This is a genomic window from Burkholderia sp. MSHR3999, from assembly GCF_000833595.1.
Taxonomy (GTDB): domain Bacteria; phylum Pseudomonadota; class Gammaproteobacteria; order Burkholderiales; family Burkholderiaceae; genus Burkholderia; species Burkholderia ubonensis.
On record NZ_JRFO01000006.1, the window covers coordinates 694,033 to 714,567 of the forward strand.

General features: G+C 68.0%; 21 protein-coding genes. 3 read left to right on the forward strand and 18 right to left on the reverse strand.

Going from position 1 to position 20,535, the window contains the following annotated elements; translation table 11 throughout:
* Positions 1–249: 249 nt before the first annotated feature.
* The 6 genes from KY49_RS20435 to KY49_RS20460 all read right to left on the reverse strand — a co-directional run bounded on the left by KY49_RS20435 (position 250) and on the right by KY49_RS20460 (position 8,537).
* Positions 250–3,453: an error-prone DNA polymerase gene (locus tag KY49_RS20435; RefSeq protein WP_042586368.1), complete on the reverse strand. Its 3,204-nt coding sequence runs from the start codon at positions 3,451–3,453 to the stop codon at positions 250–252.
* 6 nt (positions 3,454–3,459) lie between these two features.
* Complete coding sequence (locus KY49_RS20440) at positions 3,460–4,938, reverse strand: Y-family DNA polymerase (protein ID WP_042586369.1); 1,479 nt, start codon at positions 4,936–4,938, stop codon at positions 3,460–3,462.
* Complete coding sequence (gene imuA, locus KY49_RS20445) at positions 4,871–5,578, reverse strand: translesion DNA synthesis-associated protein ImuA (RefSeq protein ID WP_042586370.1); 708 nt, start codon at positions 5,576–5,578, stop codon at positions 4,871–4,873. Before imuA ends, KY49_RS20440 begins: the two co-directional genes overlap by 68 nt.
* Positions 5,579–5,737: 159 nt before the next feature.
* Positions 5,738–6,532 carry an ABC transporter ATP-binding protein gene (locus KY49_RS20450; RefSeq protein ID WP_042586371.1) on the reverse strand — a complete coding sequence of 265 codons (795 nt, stop codon included), beginning with the start codon at positions 6,530–6,532 and terminating at the stop codon, positions 5,738–5,740.
* Position 6,533: 1 nt separating this feature from the next.
* Positions 6,534–7,430 (reverse strand): ABC transporter permease, encoded by an 897-nt coding sequence (locus KY49_RS20455; protein WP_042586372.1) that lies wholly within the window; start codon positions 7,428–7,430, stop codon positions 6,534–6,536.
* A gap of 141 nt (positions 7,431–7,571) precedes the next feature.
* Positions 7,572–8,537 carry an ABC transporter substrate-binding protein gene (locus KY49_RS20460; RefSeq protein ID WP_042586373.1) on the reverse strand — a complete coding sequence of 322 codons (966 nt, stop codon included), beginning with the start codon at positions 8,535–8,537 and terminating at the stop codon, positions 7,572–7,574.
* A 212-nt stretch (positions 8,538–8,749) separates the two neighbouring features.
* Between KY49_RS20460 and KY49_RS20465 the strand changes: the two genes are divergently transcribed.
* Positions 8,750–9,055: a VF_A0006 family four-cysteine protein gene (locus KY49_RS20465; RefSeq protein WP_042586374.1), complete on the forward strand. Its 306-nt coding sequence runs from the start codon at positions 8,750–8,752 to the stop codon at positions 9,053–9,055.
* 73 nt (positions 9,056–9,128) lie between these two features.
* On the opposite strand, the gene KY49_RS20470 is transcribed toward KY49_RS20465, so the two are convergent.
* Entirely contained in the window at positions 9,129–9,944 is an 816-nt protein-coding gene (locus tag KY49_RS20470; protein WP_042586375.1) for a MetQ/NlpA family ABC transporter substrate-binding protein, read from the reverse strand.
* 154 nt (positions 9,945–10,098) lie between these two features.
* Positions 10,099–11,688 (reverse strand): methyl-accepting chemotaxis protein, encoded by a 1,590-nt coding sequence (locus tag KY49_RS20475; RefSeq protein ID WP_042586376.1) that lies wholly within the window; start codon positions 11,686–11,688, stop codon positions 10,099–10,101.
* Positions 11,689–11,880: 192 nt separating this feature from the next.
* Between KY49_RS20475 and KY49_RS20480 the strand changes: the two genes are divergently transcribed.
* Complete coding sequence (locus KY49_RS20480; RefSeq protein WP_042586377.1) at positions 11,881–12,171, forward strand: YciI family protein; 291 nt, start codon at positions 11,881–11,883, stop codon at positions 12,169–12,171.
* A 114-nt stretch (positions 12,172–12,285) separates the two neighbouring features.
* Here KY49_RS20480 and KY49_RS20485 read toward each other — a convergent pair whose 3' ends face one another.
* The 5 genes from KY49_RS20485 to KY49_RS20505 form a co-directional block, all read right to left on the reverse strand.
* Positions 12,286–12,903 (reverse strand): SCO family protein, encoded by a 618-nt coding sequence (locus KY49_RS20485; protein WP_010090612.1) that lies wholly within the window; start codon positions 12,901–12,903, stop codon positions 12,286–12,288.
* Positions 12,904–12,921: 18 nt separating this feature from the next.
* A complete protein-coding gene (cyoE, locus tag KY49_RS20490) occupies positions 12,922–13,824 on the reverse strand; it encodes a heme o synthase (protein ID WP_042586378.1) in 903 nt (300 codons plus the stop codon).
* Positions 13,825–13,832: 8 nt separating this feature from the next.
* Positions 13,833–14,945: a COX15/CtaA family protein gene (locus KY49_RS20495; protein WP_042586379.1), complete on the reverse strand. Its 1,113-nt coding sequence runs from the start codon at positions 14,943–14,945 to the stop codon at positions 13,833–13,835.
* 25 nt (positions 14,946–14,970) lie between these two features.
* The gene (locus KY49_RS20500; protein WP_042586380.1) at positions 14,971–15,561 is read right to left on the reverse strand and encodes an SCO family protein; all 591 of its coding nucleotides are present in this window, start codon (positions 15,559–15,561) and stop codon (positions 14,971–14,973) included.
* Positions 15,562–15,669: 108 nt separating this feature from the next.
* Positions 15,670–16,380, reverse strand: a complete 711-nt coding sequence (locus KY49_RS20505) for an SURF1 family protein (RefSeq protein ID WP_042586381.1) — start codon at positions 16,378–16,380, stop codon at positions 15,670–15,672.
* A gap of 84 nt (positions 16,381–16,464) precedes the next feature.
* Between KY49_RS20505 and KY49_RS20510 the strand changes: the two genes are divergently transcribed.
* Positions 16,465–16,674 (forward strand): twin transmembrane helix small protein, encoded by a 210-nt coding sequence (locus KY49_RS20510; protein WP_010090607.1) that lies wholly within the window; start codon positions 16,465–16,467, stop codon positions 16,672–16,674.
* Between the two features lie 178 nt (positions 16,675–16,852).
* Here the strand turns inward: KY49_RS20510 and KY49_RS20515 are convergent, their stop codons facing one another.
* The 5 genes from KY49_RS20515 to ctaD all read right to left on the reverse strand — a co-directional run bounded on the left by KY49_RS20515 (position 16,853) and on the right by ctaD (position 20,515).
* A complete protein-coding gene (locus KY49_RS20515; protein ID WP_010090606.1) occupies positions 16,853–17,710 on the reverse strand; it encodes a cytochrome c oxidase subunit 3 in 858 nt (285 codons plus the stop codon).
* 138 nt (positions 17,711–17,848) lie between these two features.
* Positions 17,849–18,049 carry a DUF2970 domain-containing protein gene (locus KY49_RS20520; protein WP_010090605.1) on the reverse strand — a complete coding sequence of 67 codons (201 nt, stop codon included), beginning with the start codon at positions 18,047–18,049 and terminating at the stop codon, positions 17,849–17,851.
* A 16-nt stretch (positions 18,050–18,065) separates the two neighbouring features.
* Positions 18,066–18,668 (reverse strand): cytochrome c oxidase assembly protein, encoded by a 603-nt coding sequence (locus KY49_RS20525; protein ID WP_042586382.1) that lies wholly within the window; start codon positions 18,666–18,668, stop codon positions 18,066–18,068.
* 23 nt (positions 18,669–18,691) lie between these two features.
* A complete protein-coding gene (locus KY49_RS38220) occupies positions 18,692–18,832 on the reverse strand; it encodes a cytochrome oxidase small assembly protein (RefSeq protein WP_042586883.1) in 141 nt (46 codons plus the stop codon).
* Between the two features lie 75 nt (positions 18,833–18,907).
* Positions 18,908–20,515, reverse strand: coding sequence for a cytochrome c oxidase subunit I (gene ctaD / locus KY49_RS20535; protein WP_042586383.1), 1,608 nt, complete (start codon positions 20,513–20,515; stop codon positions 18,908–18,910).
* Positions 20,516–20,535: the final 20 nt, after the last annotated feature.

The window sequence follows — 20,535 nt, forward strand, 5'->3', positions numbered from 1 at the left end:
CAGTCAACGAACTGGTATTAGTGTCGTCGAAATCGCCGAAAGCCTTGCCCCGCAAGCGTTTTAGCTGCGACAAAGCCTTTGTTTACAAGGTGATGCGGGATAGGGATTTACCCGAAGTGGTATGCAAGGGGACCGTTTCGCGGTGCCGTCGGACGGGAGAATCGCGATTGAAATGAGACCGGAATAGAACCAATTCCGCGCACAGGTATGCATCGTGCAACGCGCCGGCCGAGGCGGGGCGGCGGATGCTCAGTGGAACTCGCGGCTCGACGTGCGCAGGCCGCCGAGCAGCGGCGTCAGGTCCTCGAAATGCTGCGCGACGAGGTGCCGCACGTCGCTCACGACCTGCCAGACGCCCGACGCCGCGAGCAGCCGCGAATCGAGCGTCTCGCGACGCTGCCGCGCGAGCAGCTCGGGCCGGACGATCAGGTTCACGCAGCCCGTTTCGTCCTCGAGCGTCATGAACATCACGCCTTTCGCGGTGCCCGGCATCTGGCGGGCGGTCACGAGCCCGCAGGCGCGCGCGAGCCGGCCGTCGGGGCGGTCGTGCAACTCGGCCGCGGACGACAGCCGCCGCGCGCGCAGCGCGGGCCGCAGCAGCGCGACGGGATGGCGGTTCAGCGTGAGGCCGGTGGTGTGGTAATCGGCGAGGACGTCGTCGGCCTCCGACGGCGCGCCGAGCGCGGGCATCTCCGGCTCGTCGATCGGCGCGACCGCGAGCAGGTCGCGCTCCGGCGCCGCGGCGACGGCCTGCCACAGCGCATCGCGGCGATGCCCGGCGAGCGTCGCGAGCGCATTCGCGGCGGCGAGCGCTTCGAGATCGCGGCGTTCGAGCTGCGCGCGGCGCGCGAGTGCGTCGACGTTTTCGAACGGACCGGCCGCGCGCGCGGCTTCGATCCGGCGCGCGGCGGCTTCGCCGAGGCCGCGCACGAGCGACAGGCCGAGCCGCACGGCGGGCTGCCCGTGTGGACGCGGCTGGCCCGGCAGCGCTTCGAGCGACGCATCCCAGCCGCTCTTCGTCGCGTCGATCGGCAGGACCTGCACGCCGTGCCGCTTCGCGTCCTGCACGAGTTGCGACGGCGGATAGAATCCCATCGGCTGGCTGTTCAGCAATGCGGCGAGAAAGATCGCCGGCTCGTGGCACTTGAGCCAGCTGCTCGCGTAGGCCAGCTTGGCGAAGCTCGCCGCATGGCTCTCGGGGAAACCGTAATCGCCGAAGCCCTTGATCTGCTCGAAGATCTGTTCGGCGAATTCGGGCGGATAGTCGCGCTCGCGCATGCCGTCGACGATCTTGCGGTGATACTTCTCGAGATTGCCCTTGCGCTTCCATGCGGCCATCGCGCGCCGCAACTCGTCGGCTTCGCCGGGCGTGAAGCCCGCCGCGATCATCGCGACCTGCATCACCTGTTCCTGGAAGATCGGCACGCCCTGCGTGCGTTCGAGCGCCGGCTTCAGATCCTCCTTCGGGTAACTGACCTTTTCGATCCCCTGCCGCCGTTTCAGATAGGGATGCACCGCGCCGCCCTGGATCGGCCCCGGCCGCACGATCGCGACCTCGATCACCAGATCGTAGTAAGTGCGCGGCCGCAAACGCGGCAGCATCGACATCTGCGCGCGCGATTCGATCTGGAACACGCCGACCGTGTCGGCGCGGCAGATCATGTCGTAGGTCGCTTCGTCATCCTGCGGAATGTGCTTCAGCGTGAACGGCTTGCCGTCCGGCTCCGGCGGTCCGCGCCACGCGGTGCGCAGGTCGAACGCGCGGTGCAGCGCCGACAGCATGCCGAGCGCCAGCACGTCGACCTTCATCAGTCCGAGCGCTTCGAGGTCGTCCTTGTCCCACTGGATCACGCGCCGGCCGTCCATCGCCGCGTTCTCGACGGGCACGAGCCGCGTGAGCTTGCCGCGGCTGATCACGAAGCCGCCCGAGTGCTGCGACAGATGGCGCGGAAAATTGAGCAGTCGCGCGGCGAGTTCGGCCCACGCCTGGATGAGCGGCGCCTGGGGATCGAGCCCGGTCGTCGCGAATTGCTGAAGCAGGTCGCGGCTACCGTCGAACCAGCGGTATCCTTTCGCGACGCGGTCGATCAGCATCGGATCGACGCCGAGCGCCTTGCCGGTTTCGCGCAGCACGCCGCGCGGACGATACGTCGACACGGCGGCCGCGAGCGCGGCGCGGTCCTTGCCGTATTTTTCGTAGATGTGCTGAATCACTTCTTCCCGACGCTGATGCTCGAAGTCCACGTCGATGTCGGGCGGCTCCCCACGCTCCGCGCTGATGAAGCGCTCGAACAGCATCGTGCTCTGCTCGGGATTCACCTCGGTGATGCCGAGGCAATAGCAGACCACCGAGTTCGCCGCCGAGCCGCGCCCCTGGCACAGGATGTTCCGGCTGCGCGCGTATTTGACGATGTCGTAGACGGTCAGGAAGAACGGTTCGTAGCTCAGCCTGGCGATCAGGTCGAGCTCATGGCGGATCTGCTTCTCCACTTTCTCCGGCACACCCTGCGGATAGCGCTCGGCCGCCCCTGCCCTGGTTTCCTGCTCCAGATAGCTCGTCGGCGTGTGCCCCTTCGGCACGATCTCGTCGGGATACTCGTAGCGCAGCGAGTCGAGTTTGAAATGACACGCGTCGAGAATCGCGCACGTCTGCGCGATCTCGTCCGGCGAAAACAGCTTCGCGATCCGGTTCCGCGCGCGCAGATGCTGCTCCGCGTTCGGCGCGAGCGCATAGCCGCATTCCGAGACCGGCATCCCGACGCGGATCGCCGTCATCACGTCCTGCAGCGGCTTGCATGAACGCTTGTGCATCGTCACGTCGCCGAGCGCGACGACGCGCACGCCGCGCCGCTCGCCGGCCGCACGAATTTCCTCGCGCTGCGCACCGTCCAGCGCGCGCTGCAATTGCACGAGCCCGAGCCGCGCGCGCTCGCCGAACGTCGCCCGAAACCATGCGACCTGCGCATCGAGTACGTTCGCGCGCACCGGATAGGCCGGCACGAGGATCGCGAAGCAGTCGGGCATCCCGCGCAAGTGCGCGAATTTCGCGGGAGGCGCCGACAGCATCCGCGACGTCAGCGTGTACGTCCCCTTCGGTGCTTCCATCCGCCGCCACGAGATCAGCTCGGACAGGTTGCCGTAGCCTTCGCGGTTCTGCGCGAGCAGCACGAGCCCGAACGCGCCGGGGCCCGGATCGTGGCCGGGCGGAACATCGTCCGGCGTCACCTCGAAGTACGCGCCGACGATCAGCGGCAGCCCTTTCGCCTTGGCCGCGACATGCATCCGCGGCGCGCCCGCGAGCGAGCATTCGTCGGTGATCGCGATCCCGCGATAGCCGAGCTTGGCCGCGCGCTCGACCAGCTCCTCCGCATGCGACGCGCCATGCAGGAACGAAAAGTTCGAGCGACAGAACAGCTCCGCGTAATCGGGCAACCCGCTGAATTCCGCAACCATCGCCGCTCACCCGAACAGGCCGTGCAGGAACCAGTGCGGGTCCGCCTGACTGCTCGTCCGCTCCTTGAATACCCAGTAGCACGCCCCCTCTTCGTCCTGCGCGACGTAGTAGTCGCGCTCGGCCAGCTGAGCGTCGAACCACCCCGCCTCGATCCGCTCGGGCGACGACATCATCCTGAGCGGCGTATGGAACACCGGCCGGTTCTCGCGCATCAGCAGCGGCTGCGGCTCGGCCAGCAGCCACACGGGACGCGGCGGCGCGGCCGGCAGGCCGGCGCACGGCTTGCCGGCCGGCGCGTCGAGCGGCAGCCAGCGATTCGCGGCCTCGGGCCGGTAATCGGCGACGGGCGCCGCGCGCAATACGTTCTCCGCGCCCAGCCGCGCGACCAGCAGCTCGATGAGCCGCGCACGCGTCTCGCGCGTGCCGCCCGGCTCGGGAAACAGATCATCGGCCGGCGGCGCGACCGACTCGACGCGCGTGGCCGTCAGGCGCACCGCGATCACCGCGGCGGGCAGCTCGACGCGGGCGAGCCGCTCGCCGAGCAGCCGCATGAAGTGCGCGTCGTCACGCGCGGGCGACGCGAACGCGAGCTCGAGCGACGTCGGCGGCACCGCCTGGCGGCCGCGCTCGTGCTCGAGGCCGAACGTCATCGCGGCCAGCGACAGCTGCCGCGCGGCCAGCCAGCCGCACAGCTGCACGACGAGCCGCCGCGCGGCGAACAGCACGGCCTCCGCATATTCGACGCGCTCCGGCAATTCGAGCCGCACGTCGAACACGGGCGGCACCGGCATCCACGCAAGCGGCTCGACCGCATCGCCGTATGCGCGGTCGAGCGCGGCCAGCAGCGCGGGACCGCAGCGGCGCTGCAGCCCCGCGCGCGGCAGGCCGCGCAGATCGGCCAGCGTGCGGCAGCCGAGGCCGTCAAACCAGTCCGCATACGGACGCGCGTCGGGCAGCAGCACGCACGGCAGCGCGTCGAGCGCGCGGACGAGCGACGCATGGCCGGCCACCCGGCGCCGGCTGCGCGAGCGGGCCGACGCGCGCGCGAGCAGCCACGCGCCGCGCCCCGTCGGCGCGGCGGACAGGCGCGCCGCATAGCCGAGCGCCGCGAGCGTCGCGCGCACCTGGCGGCACAGCGACGGCAGGCCGCCGAACAGGCGCAGGCTCGGGCCGACGTCGACGACGAGCGTCGCTTCGTCGTCGAGCGCGACGCACGGCGAGAAACGCAGCAGCGCGAGCGCGACCGCGCGTAGCGCATCGGCCTCGCGCGCGGGATCGCGCTCGACGAGCTGCGTGTGCGGCGCGAGCGTCAGCACGCCGCCGCGCTTCATGCCCGCGCGCACGCCCTGTCGGTGCGCGGCCGCGTCGGCGATCAGCACGACGCCCTGCTCGAGCACCGCGCAGCCGGCCTCGCCGTCAGACGGCGGCGGGGCGCACACGTCGAGCGGCAGGCGCGGCAGATGGATGCCGAGCAAGACGCGCATAGCGGCTCTCCACGATGGGCGACGGCAGGTCGAGCACGAGCGGCTCGCCGCGCGCGGGCCCGCGACGCCTGACGATGTCGAGCGACACGCCGCCCGGCACTGGATGCAGCGCGACGCGCAGCACGGCGGGCGACGGCTGCCGCGCGGCCTGCAGCGGGCGCAGCATCACGAACAGCGTGTCGCCCGTGCGCGCGGCCGCGAGATGCAGGCGCCGCAGCGCCTCGGGCCGCGCATCCTGCCAGAGCAGCAATGCGCCGCAGCAGCCGGTCTTGAGCGCCTGCTCGGCGGCCCACAGCGCGTCCGTGCGGCTGCCGGCGCGCAGCCACAGCAGCGCGTCGGCCGGCACGCCGAGACCGGCGAGCGCGCTCGCATGCGGCGACTGCGGCGGCGCGACGAGCGCGAGCGGCCGCCGGGCGCTGACGGTGTGCGCGAGCGCGGGCGCGAGCAGCCGCATCTCGCCGCAGCCCGGCTGCGCGGCCAGCAGCTCGACGAGCCCGCCGACCGGCCAGCCGCCGCCCGGCAGCTCGGCCGACAGCGACGCGAAACCCGTGTCGATCGTGCGCGGACCGCCGCGCGCGAGCTGCGAGCCGCGCCAGAGCGACGGATGAAGGGATTCAGGAGAAATGGAGGATGCGAGCATGATGCCACCCACAACTGTATGGATATACAGTATATGGCAATGCGCTCGCGTCGCACAGCGCCGGTGCGAAACCGGTTTTTCGTCAGATGAAGGACGGGGAAGACGGGGCAAGCCGGGCCGGGCGTCACGATGCGGCGCGCCCGGCCCACGCGCTACCCGTCAGCCAAGCAGCAATGCATCGTCGTCGAGCTGCTCGTGCCGCACCTTCTCGAACATCTGCAGCAGGTCCGGCACGTCGAGCCCGCGGCGCGCGTCGCCCGACACGTCGAGCACGACCTGCCCCTGGTGCAGCATCACCGTGCGCTCGCCGTAGTCGAGCGCCTGCCGCATGCTGTGCGTGACCATCATCGTCGTCAGCCGGCTCTCGGCGACGATGCGCGCGGTCAGCTCCAGCACGAACGCGGCCGTCTTCGGGTCGAGCGCGGCCGTATGCTCGTCGAGCAGCAGGATTCGCGACGGCCGCAGCGACGCCATCAACAGGCTCACGGCCTGCCGCTGGCCGCCCGACAGCAGCCCGATCCGGTCGGTCAGCCGGTTCTCGAGGCCGAGGTTCAAGAGCCGCAGCTTGTCGCGGAACAGCTCGCGCGACGGCCGGTCGAGCGCGGCCTTGAAGCCGCGCCGCGCGCCGCGCGCCATCGCGAGCGCCATGTTCTCCTCGATCGTCAGCGCCTCGCAGGTGCCGGCCATCGGGTCCTGGAACACGCGCGCGACGAGGTGCGCGCGGTCCCATGCCGGCTGGCGCGTGACGTCCGCGCCGTCGATCGTGATGCGGCCCGCATCGACCGCCTGGTCGCCGCTGATCGCGTTGAGGAAGGTCGACTTGCCCGCGCCGTTCGAGCCGATCACCGCGACGAACTGGCCGTCCGGAATGTCGAGCGACAGCCCGCGCAGCGCACGCGTCTCGATCGGTGTGCCGGGATTGAACGTGAGTTTCAGGTCTTGTGCGGACAGCATGTCATGCCCCTCCGTTCTTGCGCGCAAACAGCTTCTTGCGCGTCGCCGGCAGCACCAGCGCGATCGTGACGAGCGCGGCGGTCACGAGGTTCAGGTCCTGCGCCTTCAGGCCGATGAATTCGCTGTTCAGCGCGAGCGCGATGAAGAAGCGGTAGACGATCGCGCCGAGCACGACCGCGAGCGTCGTCAGCACCAGCCGGCGCGCGGGCAGCAGCGTCTCGCCGATGATCACCGCGGCCAGCCCGATCACGATCGTGCCGATCCCCATCGAGATGTCCGCGCCGCCCTGCGTCTGCGCGAACAGGGCCCCCGCGAGCGCGACGAGCGCGTTCGACAGCGCCATCCCGGCGAGCGTCGCGCGGCCGGTGGCGATGCCTTGCGCGCGCGCCATCCGCGGGTTCGCGCCGGTCGCGCGCATCGCGAGGCCGAGCTGCGACGAGAAGAACCAGTCGAGGCCGAGCTTCGCGACCACGACGACGATCGCGAGCAGCGCCGGGCGCAGCACGTAGTCGGGCAGCCAGTCCGGCTGAAGCACGGTGAAGAGCGTCGGCTCGGTGATGAGCGGCACGTTCGGCCGGCCCATGATCCGCAGGTTCACCGAATAGAGCGCGATCATCATCAGGATGCTGGCGAGCAGATCCATGATCTTCAGGCGCACGTTGAGCCAGCCGGTGACGAAGCCGGCCGCGGCGCCCGCGACGATCGCGAAGCCGGTCGCCGCGAACGGGTCGAAGCCGGCCGAGATCAGCGTCGCGGCCACGGCGCCGCCGAGCGGGAAGCTGCCGTCGACGGTCAGGTCGGGAAAGTTGAGGATGCGGAACGAGATCAGCACCCCGAGCGCGACGAGGCTGAAGATCAGGCCGATCTCCAGTGCGCCCAGAAACGAGAACAGAGACATGGTGGGGAAATCCTGTTGCTTCCCGGCCGGACGGATGCGGCCGGGCGAAACGGATGGACGGCCCCGGCAAGGGCCGTCCGTCCAGCGGTTTCGTTCAGGCCCGGTCGGGGCCTTCGAGCCCGGCGCCTGGCCGGCGACGGCTTACTTGATGACCGTCTTCGCGTCCTTGACGAGATCCTGCGACAGCGTCACGCCCTGCTTCGCGGCCGCGCCCGTGTTCACGAACAGCTCGAGGTTGCTGCTCGTCTCCGACGCGATCGCGCCCGGCTTCTCGCCCTTCAGGATGCGCGCGACGACCTTGCCGGTCTGCCGGCCGAGATCGCCGTAGTTGATGCCGAGCGCCGCGATGCCGCCGCGCTTCACGCTGTCGGTGTCGCCCGCGACGAGCGGGATCTTCGCTTCGTTCGCGACCTTCACGAGCGCTTCGTACGCGGACACGACGTTGTTGTCGGTGTTCGTGTAGATCACGTCGACCTTGCCGATCAGGCTCTTCGCGGCCGGGCCGATGTCGACGGTGCGCGGCGCGGCCGCTTCCTTGAGCGTCATCCCCTGCTTCGCGAGGATCTCCTTGAGCTCCTTCACGACGACGACCGAATTCGCTTCGCCCGGGTTGTAGACCATGCCGACCGTCTTCGCCTTCGGCACCACGCGCTTGATCAGCGCGACCTGGCGGTCGAGCGGCAGCTTGTCGGACACGCCCGTCACGTTGGTGCCCGCCGGGCCCCAGCCCTTCACGAGCTGTGCCGCGACCGGGTCGGTCACGCCCGAGTAGACGACCGGCACGCTCTTCGTCGACGCGACGACCGCCTGCGCGGCCGGCGTCGCGATCGCGACGATCACGTCGGGCTGGTCGCCGACGAACTTGCGCGCGATCTGCGCGGCGGTGCCCGTGTTGCCCTGCGCGCTCTGGTATTCCCACTTGAGCTTGTCGTCGCCGTAGCCTTCGGCCTTCAGTTCCGCGCGCACGCCGTCGCGGATCGCGTCGAGCGCCGGGTGATCGACGATCGACAGCACCTTGACGGTCTGCGCGTGCGCGGCGCCGGCGAGCGCCAGCGCGGCGACGCCGGCCGTGATCGAACGGATCGCGAAAGTCTTGAAACGCTTCATGGATGTGTCTCCCCGTATTCTCGGTTCTGGTTGGTGATGTCTCCGCCGCGGCCGGCGCACCTGCAACGGTGCGCGGCGCCGAACGCGAGCATACCATTTCCGCAGACCACTTCCTGACCGCCCGCTTACGCGCGCCGGGGCGGCATACCCCCCGGATGAAGCGGTGCCGATGCGCTATGCTGGTTGCAGCTATCCGACCGACGGGAGACAACATGTCGTGGACTGCCCGCTCGATCGCGAGCGTCGTCGCGCTCGCGATGCCGGCCGCCGCGTTCGCACTGACCGACGGCTACGCGCAATACGACGAATGCGTGCTGCAGTCGCTGCGCGAAAGCTGGAACGGCGTGGCGGCACGCCTGATCCGGCAGTCCTGCGACGCGATCTATCTGAACAACGCGATGCTGCTGCCGCGCGAAAGGCGGTATCACGAATGCATCCTGCAATCGCTGCCCGGCGTCCGGGACAACGTCGCGATCCGGGAGATCCTGACGATCTGCTCGCGGCGCGGTGAGATGTAGCGCCCGCCGCGCACGAAAAAAAGGGCCTGCTTGCGCAGGCCCCGTTCGGCATTCCGGAGTCCATCCGGCGCGTTCAGAACGACGCGACCATCGAGCCCTTGAACTGCTTCTTGATGAATTCCCGCACTTCCGTCGACTGGTACGCCTTGACCAGCTTCTTCACCCACGGCTGGTCCTTGTCCTTCGCGCGCACCGCGATCAGGTTCGCGTACGGGCTCGTCAGCGATTCGAGCGCGATCGCGTCCTTGGTCGGCTGCAGGTTCGCGGCGATCGCGTAGTTCGTGTTGATCACGGCCGCGTCGACGTCCGACAGCACGCGCGGCAGTTGCGCCGCGTCCAGCTCGGAAATCTTCAGCTTCTTCGGGTTGTCGGCGATGTCGAGCACCGTCGCGTTGTTGCCGCCCGTGCCCGCGCCGGCCTTCAGCTTGATCAGGCCCTGCGCCTGCAGCAGCAGCAGCGCGCGGTTCTCGTTCGACGGATCGTTCGGCACCGCGAGCTTCGCGCCTTGCGGCAGGTCCTTCAGCGCCTTCACCTTCTTCGAGTAGACGCCGATCGGCGAGATGTAGGTCAGGCCCGCGCTGACGAGCTTGTAGCCGCGCTGCTTCACCTGGCTGTCGAGGTACGGCTGGTGCTGGAAGCTGTTCGCGTCGAGGTCGCCCGCGTCGAGCGCCGCGTTCGGCTGCACGTAGTCGTTGAACTCGATGACCTTCACGTTCAGGCCTTCCTTCTCCTTCGCGACCTTCTGCACGACCTGCCACACTTCCGCGTCCGGACCGGCCACCGTGCCGACCTTGATCACCTTGTCCTCGGCATGCGCACCCGCCGACATCGTCAGCGCGGCGCCGGTTGCCAGCACGGAAAACACTTTCAGGAGACTGCGAAGCTTCATCTGTTTCTCGCTTTCTTGCTAACTATAAAAGGGGGCGATGCGGGTATGTCCCGACTCGCGGGAAAGGGGCAAATGGTGTCACAGGATCGGCGGGAAGTGAAATACATCCCGCTCATATGGGTATGCGCTAAGCGGAGGACGGCAAGGCAGGCCGTTAGTTGCACCGGCTTGTGCTGTCCGCCGGTTCCGCGCCGGCGTCGCCGACCCGGAAGGCCCCCACCGCGTCGCGCAGCCGCGCCGCCTGCTCCTGCAGCGACGCGGCGGCCGCGGACGCTTCCTCGACGAGCGCCGCGTTCTGCTGCGTCACCTGGTCCATCTGCGTGACCGCGCGGCCGACCTGCGTGATGCCGCTCGCCTGCTCCTCGGACGCCGCCGCGATCTCGCCCATGATGTCCGTCACGCGCGCGACCGCCTGCAGGATCTCGCCCATCGTCGCACCGGCCTGGCCGACCAGCGTCGAGCCGTTGCGCACCCGGTCGACCGAATCGACGATCAGCGCGCGAATCTCCTTCGCGGCCGTCGCGCTGCGCTGCGCCAGCGAGCGCACTTCGCCCGCGACCACCGCGAAGCCGCGGCCCTGCTCGCCCGCGCGCGCTGCCTCGACCGCCGCGTTCAGCGCGAGGATGTTGGTCTGGAACGCGATGCCTTCGATCACGCCGATGATGTCGGCGATCTTGCGCGAACTGTCGTCGATCTCGCCCATCGTGCCGATCACGCGGTTCACGACGTCGTGCCCGGCGCGCGCGATGTCCGACGCGTTGTTCGCGAGCCCGCTCGCCTGCCGCGCGTTGTCGGCGTTCTGCTTCACGGTCGCGGTCAGCTGCTCCATGCTCGCCGCCGTCTCCTCCAGCGACGCCGCCTGCTCCTCGGTGCGCTGCGACAGGTCGTCGTTGCCGGATGCGATCTGGCGGCTCGCCGACGCGATCGATTCGGCCGACTGGCGGATGCCGCCGATCGTCGCCTGCAGGCGATCCTGCATCGCATGCATCGCCGCCATCATGCTCGTGCGGTCGCCTGCGCGCACCGGCACCGGCTGCGTCAGGTCGCCGCCCGCGATGCGCGCCGCAAGCGCCGCGGCTTCGTCCGGCTCGCCGCCGAGGCTGCCGCGCACGTTGCGGATGATCACGACCATCGCCGCGGTGATCACGAGGCCGATCACGAGCACCACGGCGAGGTGGCCGAGCAGCGTCTCGTAGTAGACGGTATCGATGTCCTTCACGTACACGCCGCTCGAGATGTTCCAGTCCCACGGCGCGAAGCGCGTGACGTAGCTGATCTTCGGCACCGCGGTCTCGCTGTGCGGCAGGCGCCCGCGATATTCGGCGAAACCGCTGCCGGTGGCCTTCGCGGCGTTCAGGATCGTCACGAACAGCGGCTTGCCGTCCGGGTCCTTGTAGTCGCCGACCTCGGTGCCGACCAGCTTCGGCAGCGTCGGGTGCATCAGCACGACCGGCTTCGAATCCATCACGAACACGTAGCCCGACTCGCCGTAGCGCATCGCGGCGAGGCTCGCGAGCGCATCGCGCTTCGCGTCGGCCTCGGGCAGCGTGCCGGCCTGCGCGAGCGCGTGGTACGACTTCGCGATGCCGGCCGCCGCCTCGACGAGGTTGGCCATGCCCTCCTTGCGCTCCGCGAGCATCGTCGCGCGCGTCTCGAACGCGCTCCATGCGCCGACGCCCAGCAGGCCGATCCATACCAGCGCCAGTGCGAGCCACAGCTTGCGGTTCAAACTCATTCTGCTCATCGTGCGTGCCTTGTTATCGATGTCGATGGGTGACGCAACGCGCGCGCGAACGGCCCGCCGCGCGCAATCGATTGCACACGTAATGACGGCAGCGACGCTTACAACTTGAATGCAACGCGACACGCAAGGCGGCCTGTGCTACAAGATCGCCTGGCCGGCGCACCGCGTACCGGCGACATTCCGAGGCCACTCATGTACGTCATCGACATTCACTACATCGCGCCGCTCGATCGCATCGACGACGCGCTCGAGCGCCATCGCGCGTATCTGCAGCCGCTGCTGGACAAGGGGATTTTCATCGCGGCGGGGCCGAAGGTGCCGCGCGACGGCGGCATGATCCTCGCGGCGCGCATCGATCGCGACGAACTGGAAGCGATCCTGCAGACCGATCCGTTCGTCACCGAAGGCCTCGCGAACTACCGCGTGACCGAATTCCGGATGACGCGCGCCGCGCCGGGCGTCGTCCTGCCGGCACTGCCGTGACTTGACGTGACATGATGCGCCGGCGCCTGCCGGGCGGCGGCCCGCGCAGGCGATACGGAGAGCAGACGGGAAAAGAAAAGACGCGGGACGGCGCGCGCCGCCCCGCCCTGCGGCTCAGCCGAGCAGCAGTTTCAGGTCGTGCAACCACGGGCCGGGGCCCTGGCCGTCACGCACGAACAGGCGCAGCTTGCCGTTCGTGTCGAACACGTAGCTCGCGGCGGTGTGATCCATCGTGTAGCTGCCAGGCGCCTTGCCCGGCACTTTCGCGTAATAGACGCGGAAATCCTTCGTCACCTTCTTCAGCTGCGCTTCGTCCGCCGGCCGCAGGCCGATGAACGACGGATCGAACGCCGGCACGTACTGGCCGAGCAGCGCGGCCGTGTCGCGCTCCGGATCGATGGTGACGAACAGCACCTGCACGCGCTTCGCGGCGTCCGGCCCGAGCTGCTTGAGCGCTTCGGACAGTTCGGCCATCGTCGTCGGGCAGACGTCCGGGCAATGCGTATAGCCGAAGAACATCACGACGGCCTTGCCCTTGAAGTCGCCGAGCGTGCGCATCTTGCCGGCCGTGTCGGGCAGCGCGAAATCGCTGCCGAACTGCGTGTTGCCGGTGATGTCGAGATTCTGGAATTTCGGCGCGTTGTCGCACGCCGCGAGCAGCATCGCCGCCGCGAATGCGCAGCCGAGCATCCAGCCTTGGCGCGCGCGGCGCCCGAACCATGAACGAAGCATCGTATTCAAACCGTGCGGTTACACGCCGAGCAGCGGACGTGCATAGTGGTCGACGAGCAGCGCCGCGAACAGCAGCGACAGGTAGACGATCGAGTAGCGGAAGGCCTTGCGGGCCAGTTCGTCCGAATACTCGCGGTGGATCTTCCATGCATACGCGAGGAACACCGCGCCGAGCAGCACCGCGCTCGTCAGGTAGACGGCCCCGCTCATCCCCGAGATGAACGGCATCATCGTGACCGCGAACAGGATCACCGTGTAGAGCAGGATGTGCAGCCGCGTGAACTTCTCGCCGTGCGTGATCGGCAGCATCGGCAGGCCCGCGTTCTCGTAGTCCTTGCGGCGGTACAGCGCGAGCACCCAGAAATGCGGCGGGGTCCACACGAAGATGATCAGCACGAGGATCCACGCGTCGCCGGGCACCGCGCCCGTCACCGCGGCCCAGCCGAGCGCCGGCGGCATCGCGCCCGACGCGCCGCCGATCACGATGTTCTGCGGCGTCATCGGCTTGAGCAGCAGCGTGTAGATCACCGCGTAGCCGACGAAGGTCGCGATCGTCAGCCACATCGTCAGCGCGTTCGTGAACGTGTAGAGCGTCCATGCGCCGAGGCTGCCGAGCACGCCCGAGAACAGCAGGATCTGCGCGGTCGTGATCTCGCCGCGCGCGGACGGACGCCACGCGGTGCGGCGCATCATCGCGTCGATCTTCTGCTCGACGAGGCAGTTGATCGCGAACGCCGCGCCCGCCAGCAGCCAGATGCCGATGGTGCCGCCGACCAGCACCCGCCACGGCACCATGCCCGGCGTCGCGAGGAACATGCCGATCACCGCGCAGAACACCGCGAGCTGCGTGACACGCGGCTTCGTCAGCGCCATGTACTGGGAAAACCGGCTGCCGGGCGATCGGGAAAGGGTGCTTTGCATGGGAACGGTCACGCCGGGGCGGCGTCGCGCGCAGGCAGCGCGACACGGCCGGGGCGGCTTGAAAGGATGCGAAAGTTTAACATGACGACGAGCAGCAGCAGGACCGCGGCCCCCCCGTTATGGACCACCGCGACCGGCAAAGGCCACTGCAACACGATATTCGTCAAACCCGTCACGAACTGCAGCACGACCACCAGCAGCACGCCGTTCGCGGGCCGCCGCAGCGATTCGAAGCGGCGCATCTTCAGCGCGAACGCGACCAGGTACGCGACGACGACGAACGCGAACGTGCGGTGCGTCCAGTGGATCGCGACGAGCGCGTCCTGCGTGATCGCGTCGCCGTCCTTCGTCATCCCGAGCGCGCGCCACAGATGGAAGCCGTGCTCGAAATCCATCGGCGGAATCCACTGGCCGTTGCAGGTCGGGAAGTCGGTGCACGCGAGCACCGCGTAGTTGGTGCTGACCCAGCCGCCGAGCGCGATCTGCACGACCAGCAGCACGAGCGCCGCGAGCGCCGCCGCGCGATGGCGCCCGGCCTGCGGATCGTGCGCGGGCAGCGGCGTCTGCCGCGCCGCGAGCCAGCCGAGCGTGCCGAGCAGCGTCAGGCCGAGCAGCAGGTGGATCGTGACGATCACCGGCTGCAGCTTCATCGTCACCGTCCACGCGCCGAACGCACCCTGCACGAGGATCAGCAGCAGCAGGCTCGTCGGCCACCACGGCGACACATGCAGCGGCCGGCGGCGCAGCCGCGCGGCCCACGCGATCACCGTCTGCGCGATGATCAGCACGCCGATCGCCATCGCGAAATAGCGGTGGATCATCTCGATCCACGCCTTCGTCATGCTGACGGGGCCGCTCGGCATCGCCTGGTGCGCGGCCGTGATCGCCGCATGCGCGATGAACGGCGACGACGTGCCGTAGCAGCCCGGCCAGTCCGGACAGCCGAGGCCCGAATCGGTCAGCCGCGTGAAGCCGCCGAACATCACGAGATCGAGGGTCAGGAACGTGGTGATCCACACCAGCTTGCGGAACTTGTCGTCGTCGGCCTTCACCCACACGTACGACAGCGGCAGCAGCGCGATGCAGAAGCCGATCAGGCCGAGTTGCAGTAGATACGACATCGGATTATTGCCTCGTTCTCTCGCGTCAGCCGATGCTCGACCACTTCAGCAGCTTCGTGACATCCCCCTTGATCTTGCTGGGGTTCGGGTCCTTCGGGAAGCGCATCATCAGGTTGCCGTTCGGGTCGACCAGGTAGAGGTGGTCGGAGTCCTGCGTGCCGGCGTCGGCCGGCAGCCACCGGGCGACCGCGGCCGGATCGGCGACGAGCCTGCGCGTGTCCGGGTACGCGGCGGTGATCTTGTCCGGAATCGCACCCGCATCGCTGCGCAGCCACACCATCGTGAGCCGGTGCCGTTCGCCGGCCTGCGTCACGCGCACCTGGCGCATGAAATAAAGCTTCTTCGCGCACGCTTCGTCGCACGCGCTGCGGTCGGTCATCACGAACAGCCACACGCCGCGCAGCGACGCGAGCGGCATCGTCTTGCCGGTTTCGTCGGTCACCATCAGGTCCGGCGGAATCGGCCGCTGCGGCTCGACCAGCGTACCGTAGTTGGTCGAGCCGCCCTTCGGCTTGATCACGTAATAGGTGAAATACGACGCGATCATCGGCGCCGCGCAAACGAGCCCGAGCAGCACGAGCGTCCAGCGGCCGCGCTTTCTGGCGCCCGGCGACATGGGCGCCCCCTGACTGGAAGCCGGACCCTGACGGGAAGATTGGATGGACAAATCAGACCTCTCGAAACGTACTCGCGGCGTCGCCGCCGCGCACCGGCATCGCGCCGCTCATGCGCCGGACGGCTTCTTCGCCGCGCGCCGCGCCGCGTACAAGCCGAAACCGAGCGCGGCCGCCGCCATGCCCCACCACTGAAACATGTAACCGTAATTGCGCTCGACGCCGGTCGTCGGCGCCGGCCAGTCGCGCACCAGCTTGTCGCCGTCGTCGCTCGTCTGCTGGATCACGAACGGCTGCAGCGGCAGGCCGGTTTCCTTCGCGAACGCGGCGACGTCCAGGTTCTGCCGAATCTTCTGGTGCGGCGCCGAGCCGCCTTCGCCGAGCTCGAACGCGCGCGTCGCGTCGGCGCGCGCGATGCCCTCCAGCTCGACGTCACCCGCCGGCGTCGCGAACGGCTCGATCGCGGTGCGCTCGGCGATGTTGCGCGGCAGCCAGCCGCGATTGACGAGCACGTAGCCGCCGCCCGCGAGTTTAAACGGCATCACGACGTAAAAGCCCGGCTGGTCGTTATACGGCCGATTGTCGAGAAACACCGCGAGCTCCGGCATGAAGCGCCCGGTCGCGCGCACCCGATGGAACTCGATCGACGCGAGCGGAATCGGCTGCGCGCCGACCTCGACGGGCGCCGCGTGCTCGTAGCGCACGATGCTCGCCTGCAGCGCCTCCTTCTGGTGCGCGCGCTCGCGCTGCCAGAAACCGAGCCGGATCGTGACCGCGACCACCGCCAGCACGAGCAGCGCGGGAAGCCAGCGAATCTTCATCGCGCCGCCTCGCAGAGGCTGTCGCGAAAGCGAAGTGCGATAATTATCCTCTTCCTTTCGAATTGTCGTCGTCCGGTCCGCTCCATGCACATCCTCGTCCCTATCGCCTTCGTCCTCATCATTGCCAGCATGGTCTCGGCACTCTATTTCATGATGCACGACCGCGGCCACACGAAGCGCATGGTCTGGTCGCTCGCCACCCGCGTCGGCCTGTCGATCTCGCTGTTCCTGTTCATCCTGTTCGCGAACTGGATGGGCTGGATCCATTCGACCGGCATTCCGATCGGGCGCTGACGCGGTTTCCGCCGCGGCCGATGCGGCATTTCGCCACATGGCCGGACCACCAAGCAAAAGCGCCGCCTGACAAAGTCGCGGCGGCGCCTCGGTGATGCCGGCTGCCGGTAGCGCGCTCGCGCCGCCCGGCTGCCTCGATACGAACGGCCCGCGCATCGCTGCGCGGGCCGTCTTTCATTTACAGCCAGTAGACGACGACGTACAGGCCGAGCCAGACGACGTCGACGAAGTGCCAGTACCACGCGGCGCCTTCGAACGCGAAGTGGTGTTCCGGCTTGAAGTGGCCGCGGATCAGCCGCACCAGCACCACCGCGAGCATTGTGCCGCCGAGGAACACGTGGAAGCCGTGGAAGCCCGTCAGCAGGAAGAACGTCGAACCGTAGATGCCCGAGCCGAGCGTCAGGTTCAGTTCGTTGTACGCGTGGAAATATTCGAAGCCCTGCGTGAACAGGAAGCAGACGCCGAGCACGAGGGTCGCGGCCAGCCACGCGATCGCCTTGCGGCGGTGATCGTCGCGCAGCGCGTGGTGCGAGATCGTCAGCGTCGCGCCCGACGACAGCAGCAGCGCGGTGTTCAGCGTCGGGATCGGCCACGGGCCCATCGTCTTGAAGTGGCCGGCGAGCGCGGCCGGGCCTTCGTTCGGCCACACGGCCGAGAAATCCGGCCAGATCAGCTTGTAGTCGAGGCTGCCGAGCTGATGCAGCGCAATTTCACGCGCATAGAACAGCGCGCCGAAGAACGCGCCGAAGAACATCACTTCGGAGAAGATGAACCAGCTCATGCTCCAGCGGTACGACACGTCGACCCGCTTGCCGTACATCCCGCCTTCGGACTCGGCGATCGCATCGCCGAACCAGTGGTACAGCGTGAAGAGGAACCACAGCAGGCCGAGCAGCGCGGTATACGGCGCCCAGTCGTGACCGTTGATCCACAGTGCGAACGATCCGAGCATGACCAGCAGGCCGACGGCCGCGCTGATCGGATGCTGCGACGGATGCGGCACGAAATAGTACGGGGTCTGGTTTTGACCGCTCATGCTTGATTCTCCACTTCAGTCCAATTTGTGTCCCGGAAACCACTCCGGCTTTATTTCTCGCGCGGCGCGACGGCCGCCGCTCTTTCCTTCGCGGCCCGCCAGGGGCGCGCCGCTTGCATTCCGTTGCTGCCGCGGGCCTCAGCCCACGACGGCGCGCACGATCAGGATCAGCACGCCGATGAACACGCCGGCCGCGATCAGCGCGACGATCAGCACGTGCAGCGGATTCAGTTGCGTCGCGTCGGCTTCCAGGTCGCGCCGCTTGCGCACGCCGAAGAACGACCACAGCACCGCCTTCAACGCCTGGCCGAACGAGCCGCTACGCTTGACCTCCGTCATCGCCCTGCCTCCATCATCATGCGCCCGGCTTCGTCGAGCCGGACTGCTTCGCCGCACCGGCTGCCGCCTGGGCCGGCGTATTCAGTTCGAAGAACGTGTACGACAGCGTGATCGTCTTCACGTCCTTCGGCAATTTCGGATCGATCACGAACACCACCGGCATCTTGCGCGACTCGTTCGCGGCCAGCGTCTGCTGCGTGAAGCAAAAGCACTCGATCTTCTTGAAGAACTCCGTCGCCTGCTTCGGCGCGTAGCTCGGGATCGCCTGCGCGACGACCGGACGGCTCTGGCCGTTCGTCACGTCGTACACGATCGTCGTCAACTCGCCCGGATGCACGTCGAGGCTGTTATGCTCCGGCTTGAAACCCAGCGGGCCGCGCGCGTTCGCGTCGAACTCGACCGACACGGTGCGGCTCTTGTCGACCTGCGTGTTCTTCGCCTCGCGCTCGCTGACGTCGCGCTGCACGAGGTTGTTGATGCCGGTGATCTGGCAGATCGCGCGATACATCGGCACCAGCGCGAAACCGAAGCCGAACATCAGCCCGGCCACGACGAAGAGCTTCACCAGCATCGAACGGTTGAACCCGCGGTCCGTGTGCTCCGCTTCCGGCTTCGACATACGACAACTTCCTCGCTACTGCGTCAGTGAGTGGACAGCCACCACTGCTTGATCACGACACCCACAAAAAAGACGGCGGCGATCGCAAGCAGAATCAGGCCGAGCCGCTTGTTGCCCGCGCGGATCTGCTCGGGCGTGCGTCTTTGTTGTGGATTCCGGTTCATCTGAAACCTGCTGTGGAACGTTCCGCCTCGCCCGCCTGCGGCGGCGGGCATTGGCGGAACATCCGGTGAAACGAATTACTCGACGTGCGGCGGTTGCTCGAACGTGTGGAAGGGAGCCGGGCTCGGCACCGTCCACTCGAGGCCCGTCGCGCCGTCCCACGGCTTGTCGGACGCCTTCTCCAGCTCGCCGCCGCCACGGTAGGCCGGCAGCACGACCGCGAACAGGAAGTACACCTGCGCGAGACCGAAACCGAACGCGCCGATCGTCGCGACCTGATTGAAGTCCGTGAACTGCGCCGGGTAGTCCGCGTAGCGGCGCGGCATGCCCGCGAGACCGACGAAGTGCATCGGGAAGAACGTCAGGTTGAAGAAGATCATCGACGCCCAGAAGTGGATCTTGCCGCGCGTCTCGCTGTACATCCAGCCCGTCCACTTCGGCGACCAGTAGTACCAGCCCGCGAACAGCGCGAACAGGGAACCCGCCACCAGCACGTAGTGGAAGTGCGCGACCACGAAGTAGGTGCCGTGGTACTGGATGTCGAGCGGCGCCATCGCCAGCATCAGGCCCGTCAGGCCGCCGAACGTGAACACGAACAGGAAGCCGATCGCGAACAGCATCGGGGTTTCGAAGGTCATCGAGCCGCGCCACATCGTCGCGAGCCAGTTGAACACCTTCACGCCCGTCGGCACCGCGATCAGCATCGTCGCGTACATGAAGAACAGCTGGCCCGTCACCGGCATGCCGGTCGCGAACATGTGGTGCGCCCAGACCATGAACGACAGGATCGCGATCGAAGCCGTCGCGTACACCATCGAGCTGTAGCCGAACAGCGTCTTGCGCGCGAACGCCGGGATCACCTGCGACACGATCCCGAACGCCGGCAGAATCATGATGTACACCTCGGGGTGGCCGAAGAACCAGAAGATGTGCTGGTACATCACCGGGTCGCCGCCGCCTGCCGCGTTGAAGAACGACGTGCCGAAGTGGCGGTCGAACAGCACCATCGTGATCGCGCCTGCGAGCACCGGCATCACCGCGATCAGCAGGTAGGCGGTGATCAGCCACGTCCACGCGAACATCGGCATCTTCATCAGCGTCATGCCCGGCGCGCGCATGTTCAGGATCGTCACGACGATGTTGATGCCGCCCATGATCGACGACGCGCCCATGATGTGCACCGCGAAGATCGCGAAGTCCATGCCCGGGCCCATCTGCGTCGACAGCGGCGCATACAGCGTCCAGCCCGCGGCCGTCGCGCCGCCCGGCGCGAAGAACGAGCCGACCAGCAGCACGGCTGCGACCGGCAGCAGCCAGAAGCTGAAGTTGTTCATCCGCGCGAACGCCATGTCGGATGCGCCGATCTGCAGCGGGATCATCCAGTTCGCGAAGCCGACGAACGCCGGCATGATCGCGCCGAACACCATGATCAGGCCGTGCATCGTCGTGAGCTCGTTGAAGAACTCCGGACGCATGATCTGCAGGCCGGGCTCGAACAGCTCGGCGCGGATCGCGAGCGCCATCACGCCGCCCGACAGGAACATGATGAACGAGAACAGCAGGTACAGCGTACCGATGTCCTTGTGGTTGGTGGCGAACAGCCAGCGCCGCCAGCCGTGCGGGGTTTCGTGCGCGTGGTCGTCGTGCGCGTGGCCCGCGGCTACGTCGTGCCCGATGCTAGACATGAGAATCTCCTAATGCGAAT

Bases quoted from the DNA above. Each gene is read 5' to 3' on its own strand.
- KY49_RS20480 (WP_042586377.1), top strand. From the start codon at position 11,881: ATGTACGTCATCGACATTCACTACATCGCGCCGCTCGATCGCATCGAC.
- ctaD (WP_042586383.1), bottom strand. From the start codon at position 20,515: ATGTCTAGCATCGGGCACGACGTAGCCGCGGGCCACGCGCACGACGAC.
- KY49_RS20450 (WP_042586371.1), bottom strand. From the start codon at position 6,532: ATGCTGTCCGCACAAGACCTGAAACTCACGTTCAATCCCGGCACACCG.
- KY49_RS20485 (WP_010090612.1), bottom strand. From the start codon at position 12,903: ATGCTTCGTTCATGGTTCGGGCGCCGCGCGCGCCAAGGCTGGATGCTC.
- KY49_RS20520 (WP_010090605.1), bottom strand. From the start codon at position 18,049: ATGACGGAGGTCAAGCGTAGCGGCTCGTTCGGCCAGGCGTTGAAGGCG.
- cyoE (WP_042586378.1), bottom strand. From the start codon at position 13,824: ATGCAAAGCACCCTTTCCCGATCGCCCGGCAGCCGGTTTTCCCAGTAC.
- KY49_RS20465 (WP_042586374.1), top strand. From the start codon at position 8,750: ATGTCGTGGACTGCCCGCTCGATCGCGAGCGTCGTCGCGCTCGCGATG.
- KY49_RS20495 (WP_042586379.1), bottom strand. From the start codon at position 14,945: ATGTCGTATCTACTGCAACTCGGCCTGATCGGCTTCTGCATCGCGCTG.
- KY49_RS20475 (WP_042586376.1), bottom strand. From the start codon at position 11,688: ATGAGCAGAATGAGTTTGAACCGCAAGCTGTGGCTCGCACTGGCGCTG.
- imuA (WP_042586370.1), bottom strand. From the start codon at position 5,578: ATGCTCGCATCCTCCATTTCTCCTGAATCCCTTCATCCGTCGCTCTGG.
- KY49_RS20455 (WP_042586372.1), bottom strand. From the start codon at position 7,430: ATGTCTCTGTTCTCGTTTCTGGGCGCACTGGAGATCGGCCTGATCTTC.
- KY49_RS20460 (WP_042586373.1), bottom strand. From the start codon at position 8,537: ATGAAGCGTTTCAAGACTTTCGCGATCCGTTCGATCACGGCCGGCGTC.
- KY49_RS20435 (WP_042586368.1), bottom strand. From the start codon at position 3,453: ATGGTTGCGGAATTCAGCGGGTTGCCCGATTACGCGGAGCTGTTCTGT.
- KY49_RS20525 (WP_042586382.1), bottom strand. From the start codon at position 18,668: ATGTCGAAGCCGGAAGCGGAGCACACGGACCGCGGGTTCAACCGTTCG.
- KY49_RS20470 (WP_042586375.1), bottom strand. From the start codon at position 9,944: ATGAAGCTTCGCAGTCTCCTGAAAGTGTTTTCCGTGCTGGCAACCGGC.
- KY49_RS38220 (WP_042586883.1), bottom strand. From the start codon at position 18,832: ATGAACCGGAATCCACAACAAAGACGCACGCCCGAGCAGATCCGCGCG.
- KY49_RS20440 (WP_042586369.1), bottom strand. From the start codon at position 4,938: ATGCGCGTCTTGCTCGGCATCCATCTGCCGCGCCTGCCGCTCGACGTG.
- KY49_RS20500 (WP_042586380.1), bottom strand. From the start codon at position 15,561: ATGTCGCCGGGCGCCAGAAAGCGCGGCCGCTGGACGCTCGTGCTGCTC.
- KY49_RS20505 (WP_042586381.1), bottom strand. From the start codon at position 16,380: ATGAAGATTCGCTGGCTTCCCGCGCTGCTCGTGCTGGCGGTGGTCGCG.
- KY49_RS20515 (WP_010090606.1), bottom strand. From the start codon at position 17,710: ATGAGCGGTCAAAACCAGACCCCGTACTATTTCGTGCCGCATCCGTCG.
- KY49_RS20510 (WP_010090607.1), top strand. From the start codon at position 16,465: ATGCACATCCTCGTCCCTATCGCCTTCGTCCTCATCATTGCCAGCATG.